Source organism: Methylobacterium sp. E-045, from assembly GCF_022829685.1.
Classification (GTDB): domain Bacteria; phylum Pseudomonadota; class Alphaproteobacteria; order Rhizobiales; family Beijerinckiaceae; genus Methylobacterium.
The window spans coordinates 133446-156879 of sequence record NZ_JAKSYE010000064.1 but is presented as its reverse complement, the minus strand read 5'-3'; the positions used below and the strand labels follow the sequence as shown (position 1 = coordinate 156879).

22 protein-coding genes are annotated in these 23434 nt (G+C 65.3%); 7 read left to right on the top strand and 15 right to left on the bottom strand.

All coding sequences use genetic code 11. The features are described 5' to 3' along the window. Positions 1-165: 165 nt before the first annotated feature. From MKK51_RS09345 to MKK51_RS09320, 6 genes are all read right to left on the bottom strand, one after another. Complete coding sequence (locus tag MKK51_RS09345) at positions 166-804, bottom strand: HAD hydrolase-like protein (protein ID WP_243976600.1); 639 nt, start codon at positions 802-804, stop codon at positions 166-168. Positions 805-1091: 287 nt separating this feature from the next. Further along, positions 1092-2183: an alkene reductase gene (locus MKK51_RS09340; RefSeq protein ID WP_243976598.1), complete on the bottom strand. Its 1092-nt coding sequence runs from the start codon at positions 2181-2183 to the stop codon at positions 1092-1094. Between the two features lie 376 nt (positions 2184-2559). Beyond that, positions 2560-2712 carry a hypothetical protein gene (locus MKK51_RS09335; RefSeq protein WP_243976596.1) on the bottom strand — a complete coding sequence of 51 codons (153 nt, stop codon included), beginning with the start codon at positions 2710-2712 and terminating at the stop codon, positions 2560-2562. 186 nt (positions 2713-2898) lie between these two features. Next, positions 2899-6204, bottom strand: a complete 3306-nt coding sequence (locus MKK51_RS09330; RefSeq protein ID WP_243976594.1) for a PAS domain S-box protein — start codon at positions 6202-6204, stop codon at positions 2899-2901. A gap of 4 nt (positions 6205-6208) precedes the next feature. Continuing rightward, entirely contained in the window at positions 6209-6406 is a 198-nt protein-coding gene (locus MKK51_RS09325) for a type II toxin-antitoxin system ParD family antitoxin (RefSeq protein ID WP_243976592.1), read from the bottom strand. Positions 6407-6887: 481 nt separating this feature from the next. Beyond that, the gene (locus MKK51_RS09320; protein WP_243976590.1) at positions 6888-9035 is read right to left on the bottom strand and encodes a sodium-translocating pyrophosphatase; all 2148 of its coding nucleotides are present in this window, start codon (positions 9033-9035) and stop codon (positions 6888-6890) included. Between the two features lie 94 nt (positions 9036-9129). Here MKK51_RS09320 and MKK51_RS09315 point away from each other — a divergent pair, with 94 nt between their 5' ends. Genes MKK51_RS09315 through MKK51_RS09295 form a run of 5 tightly spaced genes read left to right on the top strand, consistent with a single transcriptional unit; the run spans position 9130 to position 12158 of the window. Next, the gene (locus MKK51_RS09315; protein WP_243976588.1) at positions 9130-9351 is read left to right on the top strand and encodes a hypothetical protein; all 222 of its coding nucleotides are present in this window, start codon (positions 9130-9132) and stop codon (positions 9349-9351) included. A 25-nt stretch (positions 9352-9376) separates the two neighbouring features. After that, on the top strand, positions 9377-9967 hold the full coding sequence (locus MKK51_RS09310) for a DUF1285 domain-containing protein (RefSeq protein WP_243976586.1): 591 nt from the start codon (positions 9377-9379) through the stop codon (positions 9965-9967). Next, positions 9964-10602: a CoA pyrophosphatase gene (locus tag MKK51_RS09305; protein WP_243976584.1), complete on the top strand. Its 639-nt coding sequence runs from the start codon at positions 9964-9966 to the stop codon at positions 10600-10602. Before MKK51_RS09310 ends, MKK51_RS09305 begins: the two co-directional genes overlap by 4 nt. A gap of 33 nt (positions 10603-10635) precedes the next feature. Beyond that, the gene (locus MKK51_RS09300) at positions 10636-10893 is read left to right on the top strand and encodes a DUF6111 family protein (RefSeq protein ID WP_243976582.1); all 258 of its coding nucleotides are present in this window, start codon (positions 10636-10638) and stop codon (positions 10891-10893) included. Then, positions 10890-12158: a CCA tRNA nucleotidyltransferase gene (locus MKK51_RS09295; protein ID WP_243976579.1), complete on the top strand. Its 1269-nt coding sequence runs from the start codon at positions 10890-10892 to the stop codon at positions 12156-12158. The genes MKK51_RS09300 and MKK51_RS09295 overlap by 4 nt, the downstream gene beginning before the upstream one ends. 14 nt (positions 12159-12172) lie before the next feature. Here the strand turns inward: MKK51_RS09295 and atpC are convergent, their stop codons facing one another. The 7 genes from atpC to MKK51_RS09260 all read right to left on the bottom strand — a co-directional run bounded on the left by atpC (position 12173) and on the right by MKK51_RS09260 (position 18613). Then, the gene (gene atpC, locus MKK51_RS09290; protein WP_056257347.1) at positions 12173-12574 is read right to left on the bottom strand and encodes an ATP synthase F1 subunit epsilon; all 402 of its coding nucleotides are present in this window, start codon (positions 12572-12574) and stop codon (positions 12173-12175) included. A 78-nt stretch (positions 12575-12652) separates the two neighbouring features. Continuing rightward, complete coding sequence (locus MKK51_RS09285) at positions 12653-12901, bottom strand: hypothetical protein (RefSeq protein WP_243976577.1); 249 nt, start codon at positions 12899-12901, stop codon at positions 12653-12655. A gap of 2 nt (positions 12902-12903) precedes the next feature. Next, positions 12904-14364 (bottom strand): F0F1 ATP synthase subunit beta, encoded by a 1461-nt coding sequence (atpD, locus tag MKK51_RS09280; RefSeq protein ID WP_027172269.1) that lies wholly within the window; start codon positions 14362-14364, stop codon positions 12904-12906. A 46-nt stretch (positions 14365-14410) separates the two neighbouring features. Then, the gene (locus MKK51_RS09275) at positions 14411-15286 is read right to left on the bottom strand and encodes a F0F1 ATP synthase subunit gamma (RefSeq protein ID WP_243976574.1); all 876 of its coding nucleotides are present in this window, start codon (positions 15284-15286) and stop codon (positions 14411-14413) included. Between the two features lie 170 nt (positions 15287-15456). Next, positions 15457-16986, bottom strand: a complete 1530-nt coding sequence (gene atpA / locus MKK51_RS09270) for a F0F1 ATP synthase subunit alpha (protein ID WP_027172267.1) — start codon at positions 16984-16986, stop codon at positions 15457-15459. Positions 16987-17060: 74 nt separating this feature from the next. Next, entirely contained in the window at positions 17061-17630 is a 570-nt protein-coding gene (locus MKK51_RS09265; protein WP_243976572.1) for a F0F1 ATP synthase subunit delta, read from the bottom strand. A gap of 287 nt (positions 17631-17917) precedes the next feature. Further along, the gene (locus MKK51_RS09260; protein ID WP_243976570.1) at positions 17918-18613 is read right to left on the bottom strand and encodes a DsbA family protein; all 696 of its coding nucleotides are present in this window, start codon (positions 18611-18613) and stop codon (positions 17918-17920) included. Positions 18614-19118: 505 nt separating this feature from the next. On the opposite strand from MKK51_RS09260, the gene MKK51_RS09255 reads away from it, so the two are divergent. Then, a complete protein-coding gene (locus MKK51_RS09255) occupies positions 19119-20597 on the top strand; it encodes a PAS domain S-box protein (RefSeq protein ID WP_243976568.1) in 1479 nt (492 codons plus the stop codon). Between the two features lie 125 nt (positions 20598-20722). On the opposite strand, the gene MKK51_RS09250 is transcribed toward MKK51_RS09255, so the two are convergent. Further along, positions 20723-21349, bottom strand: coding sequence for a 2-hydroxychromene-2-carboxylate isomerase (locus MKK51_RS09250; protein WP_243976566.1), 627 nt, complete (start codon positions 21347-21349; stop codon positions 20723-20725). 205 nt (positions 21350-21554) lie between these two features. On the opposite strand from MKK51_RS09250, the gene MKK51_RS09245 reads away from it, so the two are divergent. Then, complete coding sequence (locus MKK51_RS09245) at positions 21555-22796, top strand: argininosuccinate synthase (protein WP_243976565.1); 1242 nt, start codon at positions 21555-21557, stop codon at positions 22794-22796. Between the two features lie 51 nt (positions 22797-22847). Here the strand turns inward: MKK51_RS09245 and MKK51_RS09240 are convergent, their stop codons facing one another. Next, positions 22848-23417, bottom strand: a complete 570-nt coding sequence (locus MKK51_RS09240; protein ID WP_243976562.1) for a hypothetical protein — start codon at positions 23415-23417, stop codon at positions 22848-22850. Positions 23418-23434 lie beyond the last annotated feature (17 nt).

Sequence of the window (23434 nt, the reverse complement as noted above, 5' to 3'; positions counted from 1 at the left end):
GTGATCCGATGCGTCGGAAGAACGTTGAACTGACATCGCGTCGTCCCGTTGCCGCAGATGGTATCGGAGGTTTGCGCACCGCGTCGGTCCTGGGCACGGCATTCAGCCCGACCTCCCTCTTCACGATGGGAGGCCATACAATATCGATGCCGCAGGCCAAGGTTCCTAGAGTTCCGCCGGGCAGGTCGCGTCCAGAACATCGCCAGGATGCTCGAACAGAGCGTCAGGTTGATTGGCGGCCAACACATCGCGTCGCGTATATCCCCATGATACGGCTGCGAAATCGCAACCGGCCGCCTCGGCTGCTTCCTGGTCGCGCAGTTCGTCGCCAACATAGATGACGCCGCCGTTCAAGCCGGCCTTTCGCATGACAGCCCTCAGGCGCTTGGCCTTGCCGAACATCGATGCGCCGCAGGCATAGTGGCGGACGCGAGCGGCACAGGGTCCGAGTACCTGGCGGATATTGGCCTCGCTGTTCGAACTCACGATTGCGAGCGTGATTCCCGCCTCATCGAGTTTGCGAAGCATGTGGCGGATGTCGGGAAACAGCTCGATCGCATGGATATCGCGGGCCGCGAGGCGGTGCATGTGCCGTGTGATGAAGGGCAGTTTCCAAGCAGGCACGCCGAGTTCGCGAATGAGGGCGCGGGCGGACAGCCCGCGCAGCGCCTCGATCTCGGCGGGGTCGATCTGGCGGAACCGGTAGCGACGGGCAACACCGTTGATGACGCTGCAGAACCAAGGAAACGTATCGGCGAGCGTTCCGTCGAAGTCGAAGACGACGACAGCGTAGGGTCTACCCATCACGCAGGCACCCCACACGGGAAAGACCGTCCCCGCACCCGCCTGAGAGGTCCGCGGTCACGGCGCCGGCTCTGGACCATCGCTTCGGCATCCGAGAGCGCCGATGCGCCCGAAAAACGGCTCCGTTCCCAACACCGTCGACGTGTCCATTGATCCACGCGGCCGTTCCACTCAATCAGGGGAAGGACCGACGAAAGACGTCGGCCCGAAGGATGGTTTATCTCCTTCGCGCCGATTTTTCTGCAAGCGAAGCGGTATCGGGCAACTGCACCCATACCCCTATCGGATCAGGCCGCTTTGGGCTCCGTGAGCGTCGGGTAGTCGATATAGCCCTCCGGACCCTGACTGTACCACGTCGCCTGCACATCCTTCTGGAGAGGAGCACGCGTCGCGATCCGCTCGACCAGATCGGGATTGGCGATAAAGGGGCGACCGAAGGCGATGGCGTCGGCCCTGCCCTCGGCCAGGGTGGCCTCGGCGGCGGAGGGGTCATAATCCGAGTTGAGGATCAGCGGCCCATCGAAGGCCTTTCTCATCACAGGCGCCACCGGCGGGTGGTTCGGCTTGCCAAAGGTGCCGTTCGGGCCGGGTTCGCGCAGTTCGAGGAAGGCGATGCCGATCTTGCCGAGCGCCGCGGCCGCCGCCCCGAACAGGGCGTCCGGATTCGAATCGTCCACGCCCTGGATCTGGCCATTCGGCGACAGGCGCACTCCGGTGCGGTCCTTCCCGATGGCGTCGGCCACGGTCTGCGTGACCTCCGTCAGCAGGCGGATGCGGTTCTCGATGGAGCCGCCGTAGCGGTCGTCGCGATGATTGGTGTTGTCGCGCAGGAATTGGTCGATGAGGTAGCCATTCGCCGCATGGATCTGCACGCCGTCAAATCCGGCGGCGATGGCATTACGTGCGGCGCGGTCATAATCCGCCAGGAGGCGCGGTATCTCGTCGATCGGCAGGGCGCGGGCTTCGGCATAGGGCTGCTTGCCCTCGTAGGTGTGGGCCTCATCGGGCGCCGTGGTGGCGGATGACGAGATCGGCGCCTTGCCGCCGTTGAAGCTCGGATGCACCACACGCCCCATATGCCAGAGCTGGCATACGATCCTGCCACCGGCGTCATGGACCGCCTTCACCACCGGCTTCCAGGCTTCCACCTGCTCGTCCGACCAGATGCCCGGCGCGAAGGGCCAGCCGAGGCCTTCCTGGCTGATGCCCGTCGCTTCCGTGAGGATCACGCCCGCACCGGCGCGCTGGGTATAATATTCGATCATGATCGATGTCGGGACATGCTCCCGGGTCGCGCGGCCACGGGTGAGAGGCGCCATGAAGATGCGGTTCTTGGCGTCGATCGCGCCGATGCGGATCGGATCGTTCAGTGAGGGCATGAAGATCTCTCGTCAGACTACGACAACAGAGGCACGACCGTTTCGGGCGCGCCTTCGAGGTGGGTAGTTATGGCGCTGACGAGAGACCGTCAGGGGGACCGAGAGTGCAGTGCGATGTCGCTTGTGCGGCGCCGCACGCGGCGGTCTGGCGCATCGGTTCGATGCGGGATGTCGGAACGATGGCCCAGGCGATGGCGCGACTACGATCTTCAGACAATAGCCGACCCAACGTTCCGCTTCGAGAACCTTGGGGGTGACGGGGCGGCAAACACCGCTGCACGCCTGGATCATCGATGATCCGCACAGACTACGGGGGCCTGCATAACCTCCTGTACGACGCCCTCTCATCCGGCTCTCCCGGCCGGCGCTCCTACGATCAGGCCGGGCATCCGGGTCGGCGAAAGAGGCATGTCTCGTTGACCCGCTCGGCGAGGGTCTCGCCGCACATGGCTCCCGGCATGTCGACGTCGGTGAACAGCTCGCGGGTGTCGGGTCGCAGATGCAGGCCGTTCCAGGCCTCCGTCGGCATGACGGGCCGCAGTCGCCGTGAAGGCCGCATCCTCCAGCATGTCCACGGCATTCAGGCGTACGAGACCGTCGTCTTCCACCATGCGGACGACCGATGCTTCGAGAAGGCGCGTCGCTCGTATGGGTATCTGACAGACGGACCGCACTTCGGTTTGCAATCCCTGGGCATCAGCGTTTCCGGTACCGCCTACCGTGCCGCGTCCCTGATTTGGCGCCGTCGCGTCGTCACTTTCCGAAGGATGCGAGAAAGCTGTTCGACCGAGTACGGCTTGTGCAGCAGGTCGAGGCCGTTCGTCCCGTTCTGTGACAGGACGTGGCTGTAGCCGGAGGCGAGGACCACCGGTAGGCCTCCGTGCCGCAAGCCGATCTCCCGCGCCAGTTCGACCCCATCCATGCCGGGCATGACCACGTCGGAGAAGACCACGTCGAAGCGGTCGGGGGCCTTGCCAAGCTCGGCGAGCGCCTGCCGTGCATCCATGGCCCAGACGGTCTCGTAGCCGAGGTCATGCAGCGTCTGGCTGGCGAAAGTGCCGACGTCCCGATTGTCCTCGACGAGGAGCACTCGGGTGCCATGTCCGTCCATCAGGGGGTCCGGGTCTGCGTCATCGACCATGGGCGCGGCCTCCTCGGTGGCACGGGGCAGATACAGCGTGAAGGTCGTCCCCTCGCCGATGACGCTCGCCACACGGACCTCGCCGCCGGACTGCTTGGCAAAGCCGATGACCTGGGACAGGCCGAGGCCGGTGCCGTGCCCCACCTCCTTGGTCGTGAAGAAGGGCTCGAAGATCCTGTCGAGGATGCCCGCGTCGATGCCGGTGCCGGTGTCGGAGATCGAGATGGCGACGAAAGAACCGCCGACCCTCGCATGAACCCGGTCGGCGGGGATCGCGACGACGGTCCGGACGGAGATGGTCAGCTTCCCCTCACCGTCCATCGCGTCGCGGGCGTTCACGGCCATGTTGACGATGGCGGTCTCGAACTGGCTCGGATCGGCGTCGATGAAACAGGCCTCGGCCGGCAGCCGCGTCACGGTACGGATGCGCGACCCCGTCAGGGTACCGACCATTTCCTCGATGGTCTCGACGCTGCGGGCGGCGTCGAAGACCTCGGGCTTGAGCGCCTGCCGCCGCGCGAACGCGAGGAGCTGACCGGTCAGCTTCGCTGCCCGCGTCACCGTGTCGGAGATCGCGCCGATATATCGCTGGCGCCGCTCCTCGGAGAGGTTCGGCCGCTTCAGGAGGTCGGTCGACGACATGATCACGGTGAGCAGATTGTTGAAGTCGTGGGCGACCCCGCCCGTGAGCTGGCCGACGGCTTCCATCTTCTGGGCCTGCCGCAGAGCGTCCTGGGCCCTGTCGAGTTCGGCCGCGGCGCGCACCCGCTCTGTGATGTCGTGGGCGTGGTGGAACGCACCGAAAATCTGTCCGGCCTCGTCCCTCAGGGGGGTGTACGAGACCTCCCAGTACGGCTTGACGATGCTCGGGTCGCCGAACTCCTCGACGACGGAGAACACCTCCCCGGCCAACGCCCGCGCCATCAGTGCCCGCATGATGGGCGACTGGTCGTCCGTGAACAGGTCCGGGAAGACATCCCCGAGCTTCACCCGATAGCCGAAGATTCGGTGGAATTCGTCGCTGTGCGCCTGGTTGAAGGCGATGAGGCGGAAATCATGGTCGAAGGCGCAGATCGGCGCCGCGTCCGATTCGACGATGGTGGCGAGCAGGTCGCGCTCCGCCGTCCGGGCGGCAAGCGCCGCCTCCCGTTCCTTCTCGACCGTGACGTCGCGCCCGGTGCAGTAGACGAGCCCGTCCTCGGTCACGCCGATCCACGAGATCCAACGATAGGAGCCGTCCTTGCAGCGGTAACGGTTGGCCTCGCCCACGGCGGGCTGTCCGTCCATCGTCCTTTCGAGGCCCGCACGGGTTCGCTCGACGTCGTCAGGATGCAGGAACTCCCAGATGGGCATCCGGGCGACCTCGTCCTCGGTCCATCCCAGCATGGACTTCCAGGCGGGGTTGGAGGTCACGAAACGACCGCGCCGGTCCAGGGCGCACATCAGGTCCGGGGTGAGCGTCCAGGTCCGCCCTCGGGCCTGGGTGCGCTCGATGACCTGGCGCTCCAGGTCCGCATTGAGATTGCGCAAGTCGGTCTCGGCCTGCCTCAGCATCGTGACGTCGTGGAAGACGCCGATCATTCTCAGGTGGCCGCCGTCGTCGTGGAGGGGTTCGCTGGAGCTCAGGATCGTCCGCGTCGTACCGTCGGGCCGGGTGACGCGATAATCGGCGACGACCTCGGCACCATCGACCCCCGCCGCCTCGGTCAGTGCGTGGGCTCGTTCGACATCGACCTTCTCCAACCGGGAGAAGACCTGGTCCTGGTGGACCGGCCCCTCCGCCGCGAGACCGAAGATCTCGCGGCTTCTGCCGTCCATCTCCACCGCACCGGTAACGGTGTCCCATTCGAAGATGCCGAGGCGGGCGATGCCGACGGCCATCGACAGGCGGGCCTGGCTTTCGCGCGTGGCCGTCAGGGCGGCCTCGAGATCCCCGTGCCTTGCTGAAAGCGCCTCCTGCGCCCGTAACCGGCGATAGGACGCGAAGATTCTGCCGGACACGTCGCGGACGAGGGAGTCCTCCTCGTCGGTCCAGCGTCCGGACGGGGCTCGCTCGATGAGGACGGCGGCGGCAAGGCCGCTTTCCGCCATGACCGGCACGCATAGGGTCGCTCTGTCCGTATCGCCCCGGCGGTGCGGGGGAGCGTCGATGCGTACGCATCGACCGGCGCGCAATGCCTCCTTGGCCAGAAGTCCCGGCTCCGTGACGCCATGGACACTCCCGTCGCCGTCCGTCCAGGCTCCGACCGTCTGAAACCCGCCGCCTTCGGAATCGTACTCGGCGAACCCGCATCGGTCCGCCCCCAGGTGAAGTCCGAGTCGCTCGCATCCGGCTTCGATGAGTGCCTCGGATGCATCGCAGCCGCGCAGGGCATCGATGATTTCGAGGAGGAACGCGCTTCGCTTCCTCGCGAGAACCCGATCGCTGGTCTCCGTCGTGAGGCAGAGGATGCCCGACACGTCGGGTCCGTCGAAAATGGGCGAGAAGGAATACGACCACCATGTGGCCTCCTCGGTTCCGTGCCGAGCCATGGCGATGGGGTCGTCGACGAAACGACCCGCCTTACCGGCAAAGGCCCGCTCCACCGCCGGCCGGACGGCGCCCCAGGCATCCGGCCAGACCACGGGAAGCGGCCGGCCAAGCGCCTCGTCGAGGCGTGGCCCGAGGATCGGACGGTAGGCATCGTTGAACAGGAGCGTCAGCGCCGGTCCCCAGACGAGGTACATGCTCTCGGGGGAGTTCAGCATGTTGCTCAAGCTGATGCGGAGCGCCGCCGGCCATCCGTCAATCGGCCCGAGGGGCGTCGACGACCAATCGTGCGAACGGATGGCATCGCCCATGGCTCCGCCGCCGACCGGGAAGCGGGAAGCGTACCGCATGGTGTCAGCGGGCCTTGAGGTCGGCGGCGAGGAAACGGGACTTCTTGTCGAGCGGGACGTCCGGTTCGCTCTGCTCCAGCATCCGAAGGGCCGCCCTCACCTCCCCGCTTACGCTTCCGCAGCGCCCGGAATGCACGCGCTCTCCGAGGAAGCCATGCGGTTCGGGCGCGCCGGAGACGGTGATGGTTTCACGAACGGCCATCGTCCACGGATACCACGTTCATACATCCGCTTACAGCTTGGCTTCGTGCCGGAACTTGCGGCCGATCGCCTGCATGAGTTCCGGTTATCGTCAACGTCGGTGTTGCGGGTGGCGCCCGCATCATTGGCGGCTTTGGCTGTCGTCCGGACGTGCTCGGGCCCGTCGTAGTCCGGCTCGCCTGGACAGGCCGAGGATATCCTATCCGGCGTGCCCAGTTCGTCGGCGAGTTGGGTGATGGCGATGGTCGGCGGAGGCTTCGCGGCCCTCGGACGGGCGGAAAACTCGGATCCATCCTGGCAACAGTCCCCCGACGACTCCCAGCGAGACGCGGAGCCAGCCGCAGCCGAAGCTCGGCCTCCGATGCCGAAACCCGGCGCTTCAACTCAGCGAGGCGGCCCCTGCTGGGACCGCCTCGCCATACTCTAAGTTGATTGATGGCGGAACTCCGGGGGGTAAACGCACATCTTTCGATCGGCCATCATCACAGATGGGCGAGGACCGCGAGCAGCAGCAGGGCGATGATGTTCGTGATCTTGATCGCGGGGTTCACGGCGGGACCCGCCGTGTCCTTGTAGGGGTCGCCGACGGTATCGCCGGTCACCGCCGCCTTGTGCGCGTCGGAGCCCTTGCCGCCGTGGTGCCCGTCCTCGATGTACTTCTTGGCGTTGTCCCACGCGCCGCCGCCGGACGTCATCGAAATCGCCACGTAGAGGCCGGTCAGAATGACGCCGAGGAGCGAGGCGCCCACCGTCGCGAAGGCCTGGCTCTTGCCGGCGATGGCCTGGATCGCGAAGAACAGCACGATGGGCGACAGAACCGGCAGAAGCGAGGGGAGGATCATCTCCTTGATCGCCGCGCGGGTGAGCATGTCGACGGCCCGCCCGTAATCCGGACGGTCCGTGCCCGCCATGATGCCGGGCTTTTCGCGGAACTGCCGACGCACCTCCTCGACTACGGCACCGGCGGCGCGGCCCACCGCCGTCATCGCCATGCCGCCGAACAGGAACGGGATCAGGCCGCCGAGAAGCAGACCGACGACGACGTAGGGGTTCGACAGAGAGAAATCGACGGTGACGCCCTGGAAGAAGCGGTACTGCGTCGGGCTCGCATGGGCGATGAAGTAGTCCAGATCGCTGGTATAGGCGGCAAACAGCACCAGGGCACCGAGGCCGGCCGAACCGATTGCGTAGCCCTTGGTGACGGCCTTCGTGGTGTTGCCGACGGCATCGAGGGCATCGGTGGACTTGCGGACCTCCGGCGGCAGGCCGGCCATTTCGGCGATCCCGCCGGCATTGTCGGTGACGGGGCCGAACGCGTCGAGAGCGACGATGAAACCGGCAAGCGCCAGCATGGCGGAGACGGCGATGGCGATGCCGAACAGGCCCGCCAGGGAGTAGGTGGAGATGATGCCCGCCACGATGACGAGGGCCGGAAGGGCCGTCGATTCGAGCGAGACCGCCAGGCCCTGGATCACGTTGGTACCGTGGCCAGTGACGGAGGCGTCGGCGATCGACTTCACCGGGCGGAAGTTGGTACCGGTATAGTATTCGGTGATCACCACGATGAGCGCGGTGATGACGAGGCCGATCACGGCGCAGCCGAACAGACCGCCAGAGGTGAAGGTCACGCCGGCATTGGTCTTGAACTCCGTGGCGAAGCCACCGAACAGGGCAAAATTGACCAGGGCGATGGCGACGATGGAGAGGGCGCCGGCGGTGACGAGGCCTTTGTAGAGCGCCCCCATGATCGACTGGTTGGCCCCAAGGCGCACGGCGTAGGTGCCGGCGATGGAGGTGAGGATGCAGGCCGAGCCGATGGCGAGCGGGTAGAGAAGCATCGCCTCCAGCACGTTGCGACCACCGACATCGGTCTGGCCGGCGAAAAAGATGGCTGCGAGCACCATGGTGGCGACGACGGTCACCGCGTAGGTCTCGAACAGATCGGCCGCCATGCCGGCGCAGTCGCCGACATTGTCGCCCACGTTGTCGGCGATGGTGGCGGGGTTGCGCGGATCGTCCTCCGGAATCCCGGCCTCGACCTTGCCGACGAGATCGCCGCCCACATCGGCGCCCTTGGTGAAGATGCCGCCGCCGAGACGCGCGAAGATTGAGATCAGCGAAGCCCCGAAGCCGAGGGCCACCAGGGCATCGATGACCTCGCGGCTGGCGGGCGCGAGGCCGGATACACGGGTGAGGAACGTGTAGTAGAGCGCGACCCCCAGGAGGGCGAGACCGGCCACGAACATGCCGGTGACGGCGCCGGATTTGAACGCGACGTCGAGCCCCGCGCCGAGGGAGGTCGAGGCCGCCTGCGCCGTGCGGACGTTGGCCCGAACCGACACGTTCATGCCGATGAAACCGGCCGCTCCCGAGAGCACCGCGCCCATGAGGAAGCCGATGGCGACCTTGAGCCCGAGGAAATAGGCGAGCGCCACGAACAGGACCACGCCGACGATGCCGATGGTGGCGTATTGCCGGCGCAGATAGGCCTGCGCCCCTTCCGCGATCGCTCCGGCGATCTCCTGCATCCGCTGGGTGCCGGCGTCGCGTTTCATCACGTCGTTGATCGTGATGATCCCGTAGGCGACGGCACACAGACCGCCCAGGATGATAAGCAACAATGCGGTCATTCTACCGTCCTTGCGTTGTTATCGTGATGACGAAGCTCGGCTGGCTGGCCGTGGGACGAGGCGCTTGATGCGTTTTAGGCATTCCCTCCCTGGGATGCCTGCTCTGAGTGCCAAACTTCCGGGGCAAGAGCAAATCCTGTTGCGCTATTTTTCCAACGAATATTGTTGCATCGCACAAATCGCTAAGCGTTTGATTGAAATCGTTCGTATTCGCATGTTTACGCAACCGCGCCGAAGCAGAATGCAGCGCAACGAAGCGTTGAACGGCGACACCGCTTCGGCATCGATTCCCAAACAGGGGGCCGTTTCAAAATAACGGAAACGCGCTATTTCCTGACACCATGACTCAGTTGGAACAACAGACACCGGACCCGGCTCTCGCCCGGCTAAGCCTAGCGCTCGATGGGATACCCCAACGCGGGTTGCCGCCGGTGGAACGCTGGAGCCCGCCCTATTGCGGCGAAATCGACATGCGGATCGCCGCGGACGGAACATGGTTCCACAACGGCTCGCCGATCCGCCGCCCGGCCCTGGTGAAGCTGTTCTCCTCCATCCTTCGGCGGGAGCCCGATGGCCGTATCGTCCTGGTCACACCGGTGGAGAGCGTGGGCATCGTCGTGGACGATGCACCGTTCGCTGCGGTGGAAATGGCGGCGGAGGGGGAAGGCGAGGACCGGCGCATCGCGTTCCGCACCAATGTCGACGATCTCGTCACCGTCGACGCCGACCATTCCCTCCGGTTCGAAGAGGGGGATGACGGGGGCTTACGCCCTTATGTCCATGTGCGCCGCGGCCTCTGGGCACTGCTCACCCGCGCCACGACCTACGACCTTCTGGCGCTTGGAGAGGAACGCCTGATCGATGGCGTCTCGTGGTTCGGCATCGCCGGCGGCGGCAGCTTTCACACCGTGGCGCGCTGCGAAGGCGCATGAGTGTCGACGCGGTGTCTGATCTGCTCGTCAGAGCCGAACGGGGCCTCTCCGCGACTCCGCCCAAAGCCGACGACCCGATCTCGAACCCGCGCGGCGACCACGACCTCGATCCCGTCGGCATCGCGCAGCCTCCGGGCAAGCCACACCGGCCGGCGGCAGTGCTGGTCCCCGTGATCGTCAGAGACGCGGAACTCTCCGTGCTCTTTACGGTCAGGGCCTCGCACCTGCGCGACCATTCCGGCCAGATCGCCTTTCCCGGCGGCAAGATCGAACCCTTCGACAGGAGCCCGGTGGACGCCGCACTTCGCGAAGCCCGCGAAGAAGTCGGCCTTCGACCCGACGACATCCGTATCCTCGGCTATCTCGACCCCTATCTTTCGGCCACGGGCTTCCTCGTGATGCCGGTGGTGGGGCTCTGCACCGGAGACATCCCGCTCGCTCTCGATCCGGCGGAAGTGGCGGACGTATTCGAAGTCCCGCTGGTTCGTCTGATGGACCCGGCTTATCGGCGCCTCGGCGTCGGGCTCTGGCAGGACCGACCGCGCCGCTACTACGCGATTCCCTTCGGTGAGCGCATGATCTGGGGTGTGACGGCTGGGATCGTGAACAATCTCCACGAACGCCTGTTTCCGTGACATGACGGCCTTCCCTCGCCCCCCGAAAGCCCCATGATCCGTCGCCTCTCCGAAGAATTCCTCATCTTCCTGCTGCCCTTCGTGCTCTTCGGACTCTATCTCGCGATCAGAGGCCGCAATCCGCGTCATGGCGCCCATTGGGAAGGGTCCGTGTTCCGCCTGACCATGGGAGGGCTCGTTCTGGTGATCCTGTCCCTGGTCATCGTCGGATTGACCGGCGAAGCGCATCGCGGTGGCTACGTTCCGCCGCGGATCGAGAACGGTCAGGTCGTTCCTGGCCATTTCCAATGACGATCCGTGCTCTGCGGCGGGACGGGCTCGATACGCTTCTCGCGGATCCCGCCGTCTCACATGTGCTCTCCGTGCTGAAAGGGGACGGGGAGGAAACCCGGATCGTCGGGGGCTCCGTCCGCGATGCCCTGCTCGGACAAGTCGGCGCCGATATCGATCTTGCCACCACCCTGCTTCCCCAGGATGTGATGCGGCGGGCGACGGCCGCCTCCTTGAAGGCGATCCCCACCGGAATCGAGCATGGGACGGTGACGATCCTGGCCGACGGACGGGCGTTCGAGGTGACGACCCTGCGGGAGGATGTCGAGACCGACGGGAGGCATGCGGTGGTGAGGTTTGGACGCGATTTCGCCCGCGATGCGGAGCGCCGCGACTTCACCATCAATGCCCTGTCCCTGAGCCGGGACGGCGTACTCCACGACACGACGGGAGGTGAAGCGGATCTTCATGGGGGCCGCGTGCGCTTCATCGGCGATGCGGCGACACGCATCCGCGAGGATGCCTTGCGAATCCTGCGCTTCTTCCGCTTCCATGCCCGCTACGGCATCGGAGCACCCGACAAGGACGGTTTGCGGGCAGCGACCGATGCGGGGACGGCGCTCGACGGCCTATCGCGCGAACGGGTCCGTTCGGAACTGCTGAAGCTCCTGGACGCGCCCGGCGTCATCGCAGCCGTCCTTGAGATGCGGAAGGCCGGCCTTCTGTCGCGCATCATCGGAACGGAAGGATATCTCGATCGTCTGGAACGAGCCCTGTCGGCGAGCGCCAATGACGCCTCACCACTCGAACCTGTCGCACGGCTCGCCACCCTGGCCGTCGATTCCAACGCCGATGCCGAACGACTGAGATGGGCCCTACGATTATCGAACGAGGAGCATGCCTGCCTTCAGGCATATGCGGCGGCGAGACGGGCGATTGAACGTCTGCCGGTCATTGCGGCTACCGATGTCGTCCGGCTTGTCGCGACACAGGACCTGGAAAGCTTGGGGCTGGCCATTGCCGTACTGGATGACCACTACAAGAAGCTGATCGACCCGGAGGCCCGCTCGGTCTTGCAGCAATTTATCGACGGCAACCGATCTGTACCCGTCTTTCCCTTGAGCGGAAGCGACCTCGTCGCAGCTGGGATCCCGCCGGGCCGCTCTGTCGGTCAGGGTCTGGCTGCCGGCCGTTCCCTTTGGTTGAAACGGGGATGCCAGTCCGGGCAGGAGGAGCGCGCGCTCCTCCTCGATCACGCCGTCACCATCGCCCGCTCGAAAGCCTGAGCGCGGCGGGGAACTCAGAAGTTGAGGGCGACCTTGGCGTCCTGAAGCTGAACGATCTGCCCGGTGATTTCGTCCTTCTTGGCAAAATCCTCGGTGGCATCGCGCTGCAGTTCGAGGGCGGCGATATCCTTGTCGAGGGAATCGGGCGTGATCTCCTCGAACGGGTTGGCACGCTCGGCGATGACCGTGACCATGGTCGGTCCGATATCGGCGAAACCGCCGCGCACCAGCACGCGCTTGCCGGCATGGCCGGCCTCGTTGATGACGATGACACCGACCTTGAGGGCGGTGAGCACCGGAGCATGGCCCGGCAGCACGGTCATCTCGCCCTCGACGCCGGGGAGCTGCACGGCCTCGATCTGACCGGAATAGACCGTCCGCTCGGGGCCGACGAAATCGAACTGGAAAGTGGCCATAGCGTGGGAGATCCCGGTTCGGATGTGTTGGCTTCTAAGAGACGGCGCGCGGCCCGGGGCCGTGCGCCGTGGAAGGGGTCAGGCCCTGCCGCGACCGGCGACGAAGCCGATCCCGAGGCCCAGCGCCGCACCGATGACGGCGAAGATGCCGATATGCTGCATCTGGCCGGTGGTCAGGGTACCTCCGGACGTGCCGGCCGGCTTGTCACCCTGAACCTCGAGGCTGAAATCGCCGATCCTGATCTCGGCGGCCTGGGGCCGGGTGAGATACCCGGCCAGACCGCCGACCACGAGGCCGACGAGGAGGAGACCGATCCTGGCGTTCAAGATCAGGCGGCCGCGGCGATCTTCTTCGCCTTTTCCTTGGCGTCCTCGATCGTGCCGACCATGTAGAACGCCGCCTCGGGCAGGTCGTCGTAATCACCGTTCACGAGGCCCTTGAAGCCCTTGATCGTGTCGGCCAGCGGCACCTGGATGCCGGGCGAGCCGGTGAAGATCTCGGCCACCGAGAAGGGCTGCGAGAAGAAGCGCTCGATCTTGCGGGCGCGGGCGACGGTGAGCTTGTCCTCTTCCGAGAGCTCGTCCATGCCCAGGATCGCGATGATGTCCTGCAGGGCCTTGTAGCGCTGCAGGGTCTGCTGGACGCGGCGGGCGACATCGTAGTGCTCTTCGCCCAGCACCGCGGGGTTGAGCATGCGCGAGGTCGAGTCCAGCGGATCCACAGCCGGGTAGATGCCCTTCTCGGCGATGGAGCGCGAGAGCACCGTCGTGGCGTCCAGGTGGGCGAACGAGGCGGCGGGCGCCGGATCGGTCAGATCGTCGGCCGGCACGTAGATGGCCTGCACCGAGGTGATCGAACCCTTGGTGGTGGTGGTGATGCGCTCCTGCAGGGCGCCCATGTCGGTGGCCAGCGTCGGCTGGTAGCCCACGGCCGAGGGGATACGGCCGAGAAGCGCGGACACTTCCGAACCGGCCTGGGTGAAGCGGAAGATGTTGTCCACGAAGAACAGCACGTCCTGGCCCTGGTCGCGGAAGTCTTCCGCGATGGTCAGGCCGGTGAGCGCCACGCGCGAGCGGGCACCGGGGGACTCGTTCATCTGGCCGTAGACGAGGGCGCACTTGGAGCCTTCGGCGGAACCGTTGTTCTCCTTCGGGTCCATGTTGACCTTGGACTCGATCATCTCGTGGTAGAGATCGTTGCCCTCGCGGGTGCGCTCACCGACGCCGGCGAACACCGAATATCCCGAGTGCACCTTGGCGATGTTGTTGATAAGCTCCATGATCAGCACGGTCTTACCGACGCCGGCGCCGCCGAACAGGCCGATCTTGCCGCCCTTGGCGTAGGGGGCGAGGAGATCCACCACCTTGATGCCGGTGACGAGGATCTGCGACTCGGTGGACTGCTCGGCGTAGGACGGAGCGGGCTGGTGGATGGCGCGGAGGGTCTCCGACACGATCGGGCCGGCCTCGTCGATCGGCTCACCGATGACGTTCATGATGCGTCCGAGGGTGTTGAAGCCGACCGGGACCTTGATGGCCTCGCCGGTGTCGGTGACTTCCTGGCCGCGCACGAGGCCTTCCGAGGTGTCCATGGCGACGCAGCGCACGGTGCTCTCGCCGAGCTGCATGGCGACTTCGAGGACGAGTCGATTGCCGTTGTTCTTGGTTTCGAGGGCGTTCAGGATCTCGGGCAGGTGGCCGTCGAAGTGAACGTCGACCACGGGGCCGATGACCTGGGTGATCTTGCCGACCTTGTTGGAGCCGGCGCCGGGGAGAGCGGTGTTCGCCATGTTACGGGTCCTTCGAATATGTTGCGGTCAGGGCGACGGGGAGCGCTTAGAGCGCTTCGGCACCCGAGATGATTTCGATCAGTTCCTTGGTGATCATGGCCTGACGCGTACGGTTGTAGATCTGCGTCTGCTTCTTGATCATCTCGCCCGCGTTACGCGTTGCGGAATCCATGGCACCCGTGCGTGCACCCTGTTCGGAGGCGGCGTTCTCGAGGAGCGCGCGGAACACCTGGACGGTGAGGTTGCGCGGCAGGAGCGTGTCGAGGATCGCCTCCTCGCTCGGCTCGAATTCGAGGGCTGCATCGGGAACGGTCTCGCCGGCCTCGGGGAGCTCGGCGGGAATGAGCTTCTGGGCGGTCGGCACCTGGGCGATGACCGAGCGGAAGCGCGAGTAGAACAGCGTCGCCACATCGAACTCACCGGCGTCGAAACGGGCGATGATGCTGTCGGCGATTTCGGCGGCGAAGTTGTAGTCCACCGGCTTGTTGCCGCGCAGATCCCGGTTCTCGATGATTTCGTCGCGGAACTGACGACGCATCAGGTCGTAGCCCTTCTTGCCGACGGTGATGATCTTGACCGTCTTGCCCTCGGCCTTGAGCACACGGATGTGCTCGCGGGCCAGACGCACGATCGACGAGTTGAAACCGCCGCAGAGGCCGCGATCGGCCGTGCAGACCACGAGGAGGTGCACCTTGTCCGAGCCGGTGCCGGAGAGAAGCTTCGGTCCCTGGACGCCACCGATGAGGTTCGCGGCGAGGTTGCCGAGCACCTGGGACATCTTCTCGGCATAGGGGCGTGCGTTCTCCGCCGCATTCTGGGCGCGCCGCAACTTGGCGGCGGCGACCATCTGCATCGCCTTGGTGATCTTCTGCGTGCCCTTCACCGAAGCGATGCGGTTACGCAGATCCTTCAAACTCGCCATGGGTGTCTTCCAGATCCGTGCCGTTCGACGTGGGCGCCTCTCCCCCCCTTGTGGGGAGAAGCCGGAGGTGGGGGTGGTGCCGAAAAGGTCGCGCCATGTCCGGCGCCACCCCCACCCCTGCCCCTCCCCGCGAGGGAGAGGGGAAGAGCCTTGTTCGGCCCGCGAGGTGGTTAGGCCAGCGACTTGGCGACGCTCTCGACGACGCCCTTCAGCGTCTTGGCGCTGTCGTCGGACAGGTCCTTCGAGTCGCGGATCTTGCCGAGCAGGTCGGCATGCTTGGTGCGCAGGGTCGAGAGCAGAGCGTCCTCGAAGGGACGGACCTTCGAGACCGGGAGGCTGTCGAGGTAGCCGTTCACGCCAGCGTAGATGACCGCGACCTGCTCTTCCATCTTCAGCGGCGAGAATTGCGGCTGCTTCAGGAGTTCGGTCAAGCGCGAGCCACGGTTCAGGAGCTTCTGGGTCGAGGCGTCGAGATCCGAGCCGAACTGTGCGAATGCGGCCATCTCGCGGTACTGGGCGAGCTCGCCCTTGATCTTGCCGGCGACCTTCTTCATCGCCTTCGTCTGGGCGGAGGAGCCCACGCGGGAGACCGAAAGGCCGACGTTCACCGCCGGGCGGATGCCCTGGTAGAACAGGTCGGTCTCGAGGAAGATCTGGCCGTCGGTGATCGAGATCACGTTGGTGGGGATGTAGGCCGAGACGTCGTTGGCCTGGGTCTCGATGACCGGAAGCGCGGTCAGCGAGCCATTGCCGGCGGCGTCGCCCATCTTGGCGGCGCGCTCGAGCAGGCGCGAGTGAAGGTAGAACACGTCGCCGGGATAGGCCTCGCGGCCCGGCGGGCGGCGCAGCAGCAGCGACATCTGGCGGTAGGCCACGGCCTGCTTGGAGAGATCGTCGTACACGATCACGGCGTGCATGCCGTTGTCGCGGAAATACTCGCCCATGGCGCAGCCGGCGAACGGGGCGATGAACTGCATCGGCGCGGCGTCGGAGGCGGTGGCGGCGATGACGATGGAGTATTCGAGCGCGCCGTTGTCCTCGAGGGACTTCACGAACTGGGCGACGGTGGAGCGCTTCTGACCGATGGCGACGTAGACGCAGTAGAGCTTGGCGTTCTCGTCGGTGCCCGCATGGGCCGGCTTCTGGTTGAGGATGGTATCCAGCGCGATGGCGGTCTTGCCGGTCTGGCGATCGCCGATGATGAGCTCGCGCTGGCCGCGGCCGACGGGGATCAGGGCGTCGATGGCCTTGAGGCCCGTGGCCATCGGCTCATGCACCGATTTGCGCGGAATGATGCCCGGGGCCTTGACGTCGACGCGGCGACGCTCGGTGGTGGCGATGGGTCCCTTGCCGTCGATGGGGTTGCCGAGCGCGTCTACGACGCGGCCGAGGAGCGCCTTGCCCACCGGAACGTCCACGATGGCGCCGGTACGCTTGACGGTCTGGCCTTCCTTGATGTCGCGATCGGACCCGAAGATCACGATGCCGACGTTGTCCTGCTCGAGGTTGAGGGCCATGCCGCGCACGCCCGACTCGAACTCGACCATCTCGCCGGCCTGGACGCTGTCGAGGCCGTAGGCGCGGGCGATGCCGTCACCGACGGAGAGCACCTGGCCTACCTCGGTGACTTCGGCGTCCTGGCCGAAATTCTTGATCTGTTCTTTCAGGATCGCGGAGATCTCGGCAGCGCGGATGTCCATCGTCTGGCCTCTTTAAATTCGGAACGAAGTTGCTGTGGAGAAAACGGGAGCGGTCGTGCGCCGGGGCGCCGACCTCAGGCTTCCCGCATCGCGAGTCGAATACCGTTGAGCTTGGTCCGCAGGGACGCATCCACCATCCGGCTGCCGATCTTGACGATGAGACCGCCGATCAGGGCCGGATCCACCCGCAGGTCGAGATCGATCTCGGACCGGGCCACATCGCGCAAAGAGGCCTTGATCTCTTCGAGGACGGTGTCGGAGGGACGCTCGGCGACCGTGACTTCGGCCCTGACGATGCCCTTCGAGGCGGCCACGAGCCGGTTGAAGCAGCGGATCATGTCCGGCAGCACGAACAAACGGCGGTTTGCGGCTGCGAGGCGGATGAAGTTGGCGCCGAGGCCGGTGATCCCGGCCTTGTCGAGGATGGCGCCGATGGCGGCTTCCTGCTGCTCGCCGGTGAAGACCGGGCTGCGCACGAGGCGCGTCAAGTCGGCACTCTCTTTCAGGAGGCCGTCGAACTGCTGAAGGCTTGCCGCCACCGCATCGATCTGGCGCTCGTCGCGGGCCAGCTCGAACAGTGCGGAGGCATAGCGACCTGCTACGCCTGCAACCGGGGAACCCGCCTCGGAACTGGTCTGCGCCACGCGCCACTCTCTCTTTTTAATCCGGCCCGGGGTCTCGGCCCGTGACGCCCATCAAGGCATCGGCTCTGAAACCGTCAGGAGTGGGAACCGCCTCGGAATACAGGTCTGAAACCCGTCCTCCCGGCGCGGCGAGGGCCTAGCATGCGTGTTGGGGAGGCGCAAGACGAAGACGGCTCTGCATAAGCTTGTGCGGAGCACGGTCGTGCGGTCGTCCTCAATCCGCGCGAACGATGGCGAAGGTGAGGCGCCGGATGAAGGGCATCGGCCGGGACCATCGACAAGGGCCGTCAGCAGGCGATCTGATCGCATCGGCGCATCGCGCCGATCATCCGCGCGAGGGACTTCGCTCCGGGATGTCCGAGAAGACCGGTATTGCCCAGGACGTAGGAGGGCGTCGCCACGAGGCCGAGATCGGCGGCCATCCGCATCTGTGCCTTGAGCGCCAGACGCACCTCGTCGCTGTCGGCGATCGTCTCCACCTCGGAGGCGGGTACGCCCAGGGTGGCGGCAATCTGCAGCGCGCCGGTACCGTCGATCTTGCCCGGCTTGGCGAGAAGCCTCTGGTAGAGCGTCCAGGCCGCGGCCGAACCCAGCTTGCGCTGGATCGCCAATGCGACCTTCGCCGCTTGAGCCGATTGCGGCGAGAGAATCGGATTGTTGACGAGCCCGATTCGCAAGGCCGTGTCGCTCGCGGCGAGCGACACCATGTCGGCCGCCGCTTTCCGACAATACGGGCAATTGCAGTCGAAGAATTCGTAGAGCGTGATTTCCGCCTCACGGGCCCCTACGTATGTCACGCCTTTCAGCGCGGGGATTTCCCCGACGATCTCGCCCGGCAACCGCGTGTTCGCGATCGGTCGGCCGTCGTCGTTATCGACCTTGAAGGTCTGGCCGTAGCCCTGGGCATCGCTCGCGCCGGAGGAGGCGACAAGGAACGCCAGGCTCACGGATCCGGTCAGGAAAGATCGACGGTCGATGGTCATGGGAACCCGGCCTCGAATGTGCGCGGTTTCCGATCATGGGGCGCCGCAGGTCGCGCCTTCTAATCCCGGTTGGTGATCGCATCCAGTCTGCCGGTCCCCGATCCGGCGGTTGGCCCGCAGGAAACAATCGGCCCGTCGGCGAGATATCGTTCCATGTCCCGCTACCTACCACGTCATATCGCCCTCCGGTCGACTTGAAGAATTGCGACGTATTCAGACGATAAGCTCATTCAACATATACTTATAAACGGACATGACAGATTTATCGGCTGGTTTCGGCAAATCTCTTTTCGGGTTTGCAAAAAAAATATTCGGCAATCGAATGGGATGCAGTTTAGATACAACCTATGTTTATCGTTTCTCATGGCGTTGTCTCGATGGACAATTTCCAATTTTCTCGACCCGATGATGATTTCGTTAACTTAGCGGATAGAGAAGCCAATGTATCCGAGGTTTCAGGGTCGAGCGCGGCGATCCCCCTAACCCTTACGCGTCAAATCCGGTGATGAATTTCTTCACGAACACCGATCTGCGATCAAAGATCGAAGCATTGGATCGCTCGCAGGCGGTCATCGAATTTGATGCCGATGGCAAGGTACTGACCGCCAACGAAAACTTTCTAGCCGCCATCGGCTACGAACTGTCGGAAATCCTGGGCAAGCACCACAGCCTGTTTGTTGATCCGGCGTACCGGGAAAGCCAGGATTACCGCGCCTTCTGGAACGCGCTGGTTGCCGGTACTTTTCAGTCTGGCGAGTTCAAGCGCATCGGCAAGGGCGGGCGCGAGATCTGGCTCCAGGCCACCTACAATCCCATCCTCGGCCGCGACGGGAAAACCGCCAAGATCGTCAAGTTCTCCTCCGACATCACCGAGCGGGTGATGCAATCGATCAACAATGAAGGCCAGATCAGGGCCATCCACCGCTCGCAGGCGGTGATCGAGTTCGCCCTCGACGGCACCATCCTCACCGCCAACCGGAACTTCCTCGACGTGATGGGCTACGACCTGTCCGAGATCCGGGGCAAGCACCACAGCCTGTTCGTCGATCCCGCGCTGCGCGCCAGCGCCGCATACAAGCGCTTCTGGGACGACCTCGGCCGCGGAGAGTATCAGTCGGACGAGTACCGACGCATAGCCAAAGGCGGTCGCGAGGTCTTCATCCAGGGTACCTACAACCCGATCCTCGACCGCGATGGCCGACCGCTGAAAGTCGTCAAATTCTGCATCGACGTCACGCGTCAGGTGCTGGAGCGCAATCGCCGCGCCGACCTCCAGATCGCCATCGCCACCGACCTCAACGCCATAGCCGGAGCCGCCTCGGGCGCGTCGCAGCAGGCCGGTCAGGCCGCTCAGGCTTCGACCCAGGTCTCCGCCGACATCCAGACCGTGGCGTCCGGCGCGGAGGAATTGGCGGCATCAGTGTCCGAGATCAGCATGCAGGTCTCTCACGCGTCGGAGATTTCCAGTCAGGCGGTCAGGCAGGCTCAGGAAACCAGCACCATCATCGCCGGCCTCTCCGGTGCGGCGACCCGGATCGGCGAGGTCGTCGCCCTGATCCAGGGCATCGCGGCACAGACCAATCTTCTCGCCCTCAACGCCACGATCGAGGCGGCACGGGCCGGTGAAGCCGGGCGGGGCTTTGCCGTGGTCGCCACCGAAGTGAAGGCGCTGGCCGCCCAGACCTCGAAGGCCACCGAACAGATCAGCGCACAGATCGCGTCGACCCAGCAGGCCACCGGTGACGCGGTGGGGGCGATCTCCTCGATCCAGAATACGATCATGACCCTGAACGAGGTCGCGAGCGCGATCTCGGCGGCGGTGGAGGAGCAGAGCGCCGTCACCCGCGAGATGTCGGCGAGCATGCAGACCGCTTCCAACGGCGTTTCCCTCATCACCGGAAGCCTCAGTGAAATCGCGCGCTCCACTGAAGAGGTCGACGAGGCCACGCAGAAGGTCAGGACAGCCTCGCAGGCAGCTGCATAAGGACCGGTTCAGACCAGAGGAGCGCAGTCGCGGCCTGGCAAGGCACGCGGCTGCATCCCGCTAGCAGGACGCCACCTCCTGGCCTTTATGCACCCCGGCCGTAGCGGCGCCGGGGACAGATGCGACTACCGCATCGCCCCCGGCCGATCCCCCGTCGCCCAGGCGAGCGCCTGCTCCAGCCGGTCGTTGCCCCAGAACAGCTCGCCGTCGCCGGTCAGGAATGTCGGGGCGCCGAAGATGCCGCGCGAGCGCGCCTCCTCCCCGTTGACGCGCAGTCGCCCCTTGTTACCCTCCGAGGCGGCGGCCTTGAGAATCACCGTACCATCGAGACCGAGCCGGTCGAGAATCCCGGCCACGGCCTGAGGCTCGGCGATGGAATGCCCGAGGGAGAACTGGGTTTCGTAGACGGCTTTCGAGAACGGAACGAGCCAGTCGTGATCCATGCCATAGGTGGCAGCACGCGTCGCGCTCAGGCTGTTCTGTGGGAATGGGTCGACACGTTTGAGCGGAGGGAGGCCTTGTCGCGCCACCTCCCGCTCCACGTCCCGCCACATGTGCCGTCCCTTGGCCGGGAAGAGGTTGAACGGCGAGGAGTTCCAGCCCTGGCTGGCGAAAATCGGGCCGAGGAGGAACGGGCGCCAACGCACGGCGACCCCGGCAGCATCCGCCATCCCGTCGATCCGCATGGCCGCGAGATAGGAATATGTGGAAGAGAACTCGTACCAGAATTCGAGGGTCGGCCGTCGCGGCATTCGTCGAATCTCCGGCGTGGGGTCACAGGCGAGGTCGGATTACGCAGTTTCGGCGGTCACGACCATCGCGGCAACAGGCCGCGCTGACGCGGTCGTGGAAAGCGGGATCGAACCTCTCTGCAACGTCTCCTGCGGCATGCCGGTTGCACGACGCGGCTCTCGGCTGATAAGTCGCCCCGACTCCACGAGAACCGAAGCGAGCCCGATGTCCGACGCGAATCCGAAGCCCGTCAACAAGGTCGTGCTCGCCTATTCCGGTGGCCTCGATACGTCGATCATCCTGAAATGGCTGCAGACCACCTATGGCTGCGAGGTCATCACCTTCACCGCCGATCTCGGGCAGGGCGAGGAGCTGGAGCCGGCGCGCAAGAAGGCCGAGTTGCTCGGCATCAAGCCGGAAAACATCTTCATCGAAGACCTGCGCGAGGAATTCGTGCGCGACTATGTCTTCCCGATGTTCCGCGCCAACGCGGTCTATGAGGGCGTCTACCTCCTCGGCACCTCCATCGCCCGCCCGCTCATCGCCAAGAAGCAGATCGAGATCGCCGAGCGCCTCGGCGCAGACGCCGTCTGTCACGGCGCCACCGGCAAGGGCAACGACCAGGTCCGGTTCGAGCTCGGCTATTATGCCTTGAAGCCCGACGTCACCGTCATCGCTCCCTGGCGCGAATGGGATCTCAAGAGCCGCGAACAGCTCATCGCCTTCGCTGAGCAGCACCAGATCCCGATCTCAAAGGACAAGCGCGGCGAAAGCCCGTTCTCCGTGGACGCCAACCTCCTGCACGCGTCCTCCGAGGGGAAGGTTCTCGAAGACCCCGCCGACGAGGTGCCGGATTACGTCTACTCGCGCACGCTTTCGCCGGAGGAGGCACCCGATACGCCCACCATCGTCACGATCGGCTTCGAGAAGGGCGACGCGGTCTCCATCGACGGTGAGGCACTGTCGCCGGCAACCTTGCTCGCCAAGCTCAACCAGCTCGGCCACGACAACGGCATCGGCCGTCTCGATCTCGTGGAGAACCGTTTCGTCGGCATGAAGAGCCGGGGCATGTACGAAACGCCGGGCGGCACGATCCTGCTGCCGGCCCACCGCGCCATCGAGTCGATCACGCTGGACCGTGGTGCGGCCCATCTGAAGGATCAGATCATGCCGCAATATGCGGAGCTGATCTATAACGGCTTCTGGTTCGCGCCGGAGCGCGAGATGCTCCAGGCCCTCATCGACAAGAGCCAGGAGATGGTCACCGGCGAGGTCAGGCTGAAGCTCTATAAGGGCGGCATCCACGTCATCGGCCGCACCAGCCCGAACTCCCTCTACGACCAGGATCTCGTTACCTTCGAGGAGGGCGCTGTGGCCTACGACCACCGCGACGCGGCGGGCTTCATCAAGCTCAACGCCCTTCGCCTTCGCACTCTGGCGCAGCGCAAGAAGAAACTCGGGGCATAGGACTCGCGACACCACCCCTCCCCCGTCGCGGGGGAGGGATGGTGTCGATACTCAGACGGCGGCCCAGCGGTCGCCCGCTTTGCCGAAGGGGCCCGGCCCGAGATCGCCGTAGCGCAGGAAGATCTGCAGGGCCGGCTGCATCTCGTGATGCACAGCCGGGAGTTCGGTCTCAGCCCCGTAAGGCTCGGCCGTGTCGAAGGCCGGCACATCGCGGCTCTCGTCCCAAACGACATTGAGTTTCGGCACCAGGGCCAGATGCTGGGCCGTAACGTCGAAGGTGACGTGCTCGGGTGTCACGCCCGTCGCCTCGTCGCGGAACACGTCGCCGACATCCTCCGAGGACAGCTTGGCCAGGGTGTTGTGATAGGCGTAGCGGCCCGGCTTCAGCACGGCGTTGTGGAGGAAGACCGCGAGCGCATCGCCGAGCGCCCGGTGCTCCTCGTCCGCCCCGTCATCGTCCCCGGTGACGTTGAAGATGTCGCCATCGCGGTCGGTGCTGCCATAGGGAGCGTCCGGATGCACGATGGGCGCCCCCTGCCCGGCCGGGTTCCAGGCCACCACCATCCGGCGGATCAGGGCGATCCGCTCGAGGGTGAGGTCGAAGGTTGTGCTGTCGGCCATGTCGCGTCCGCTACCGC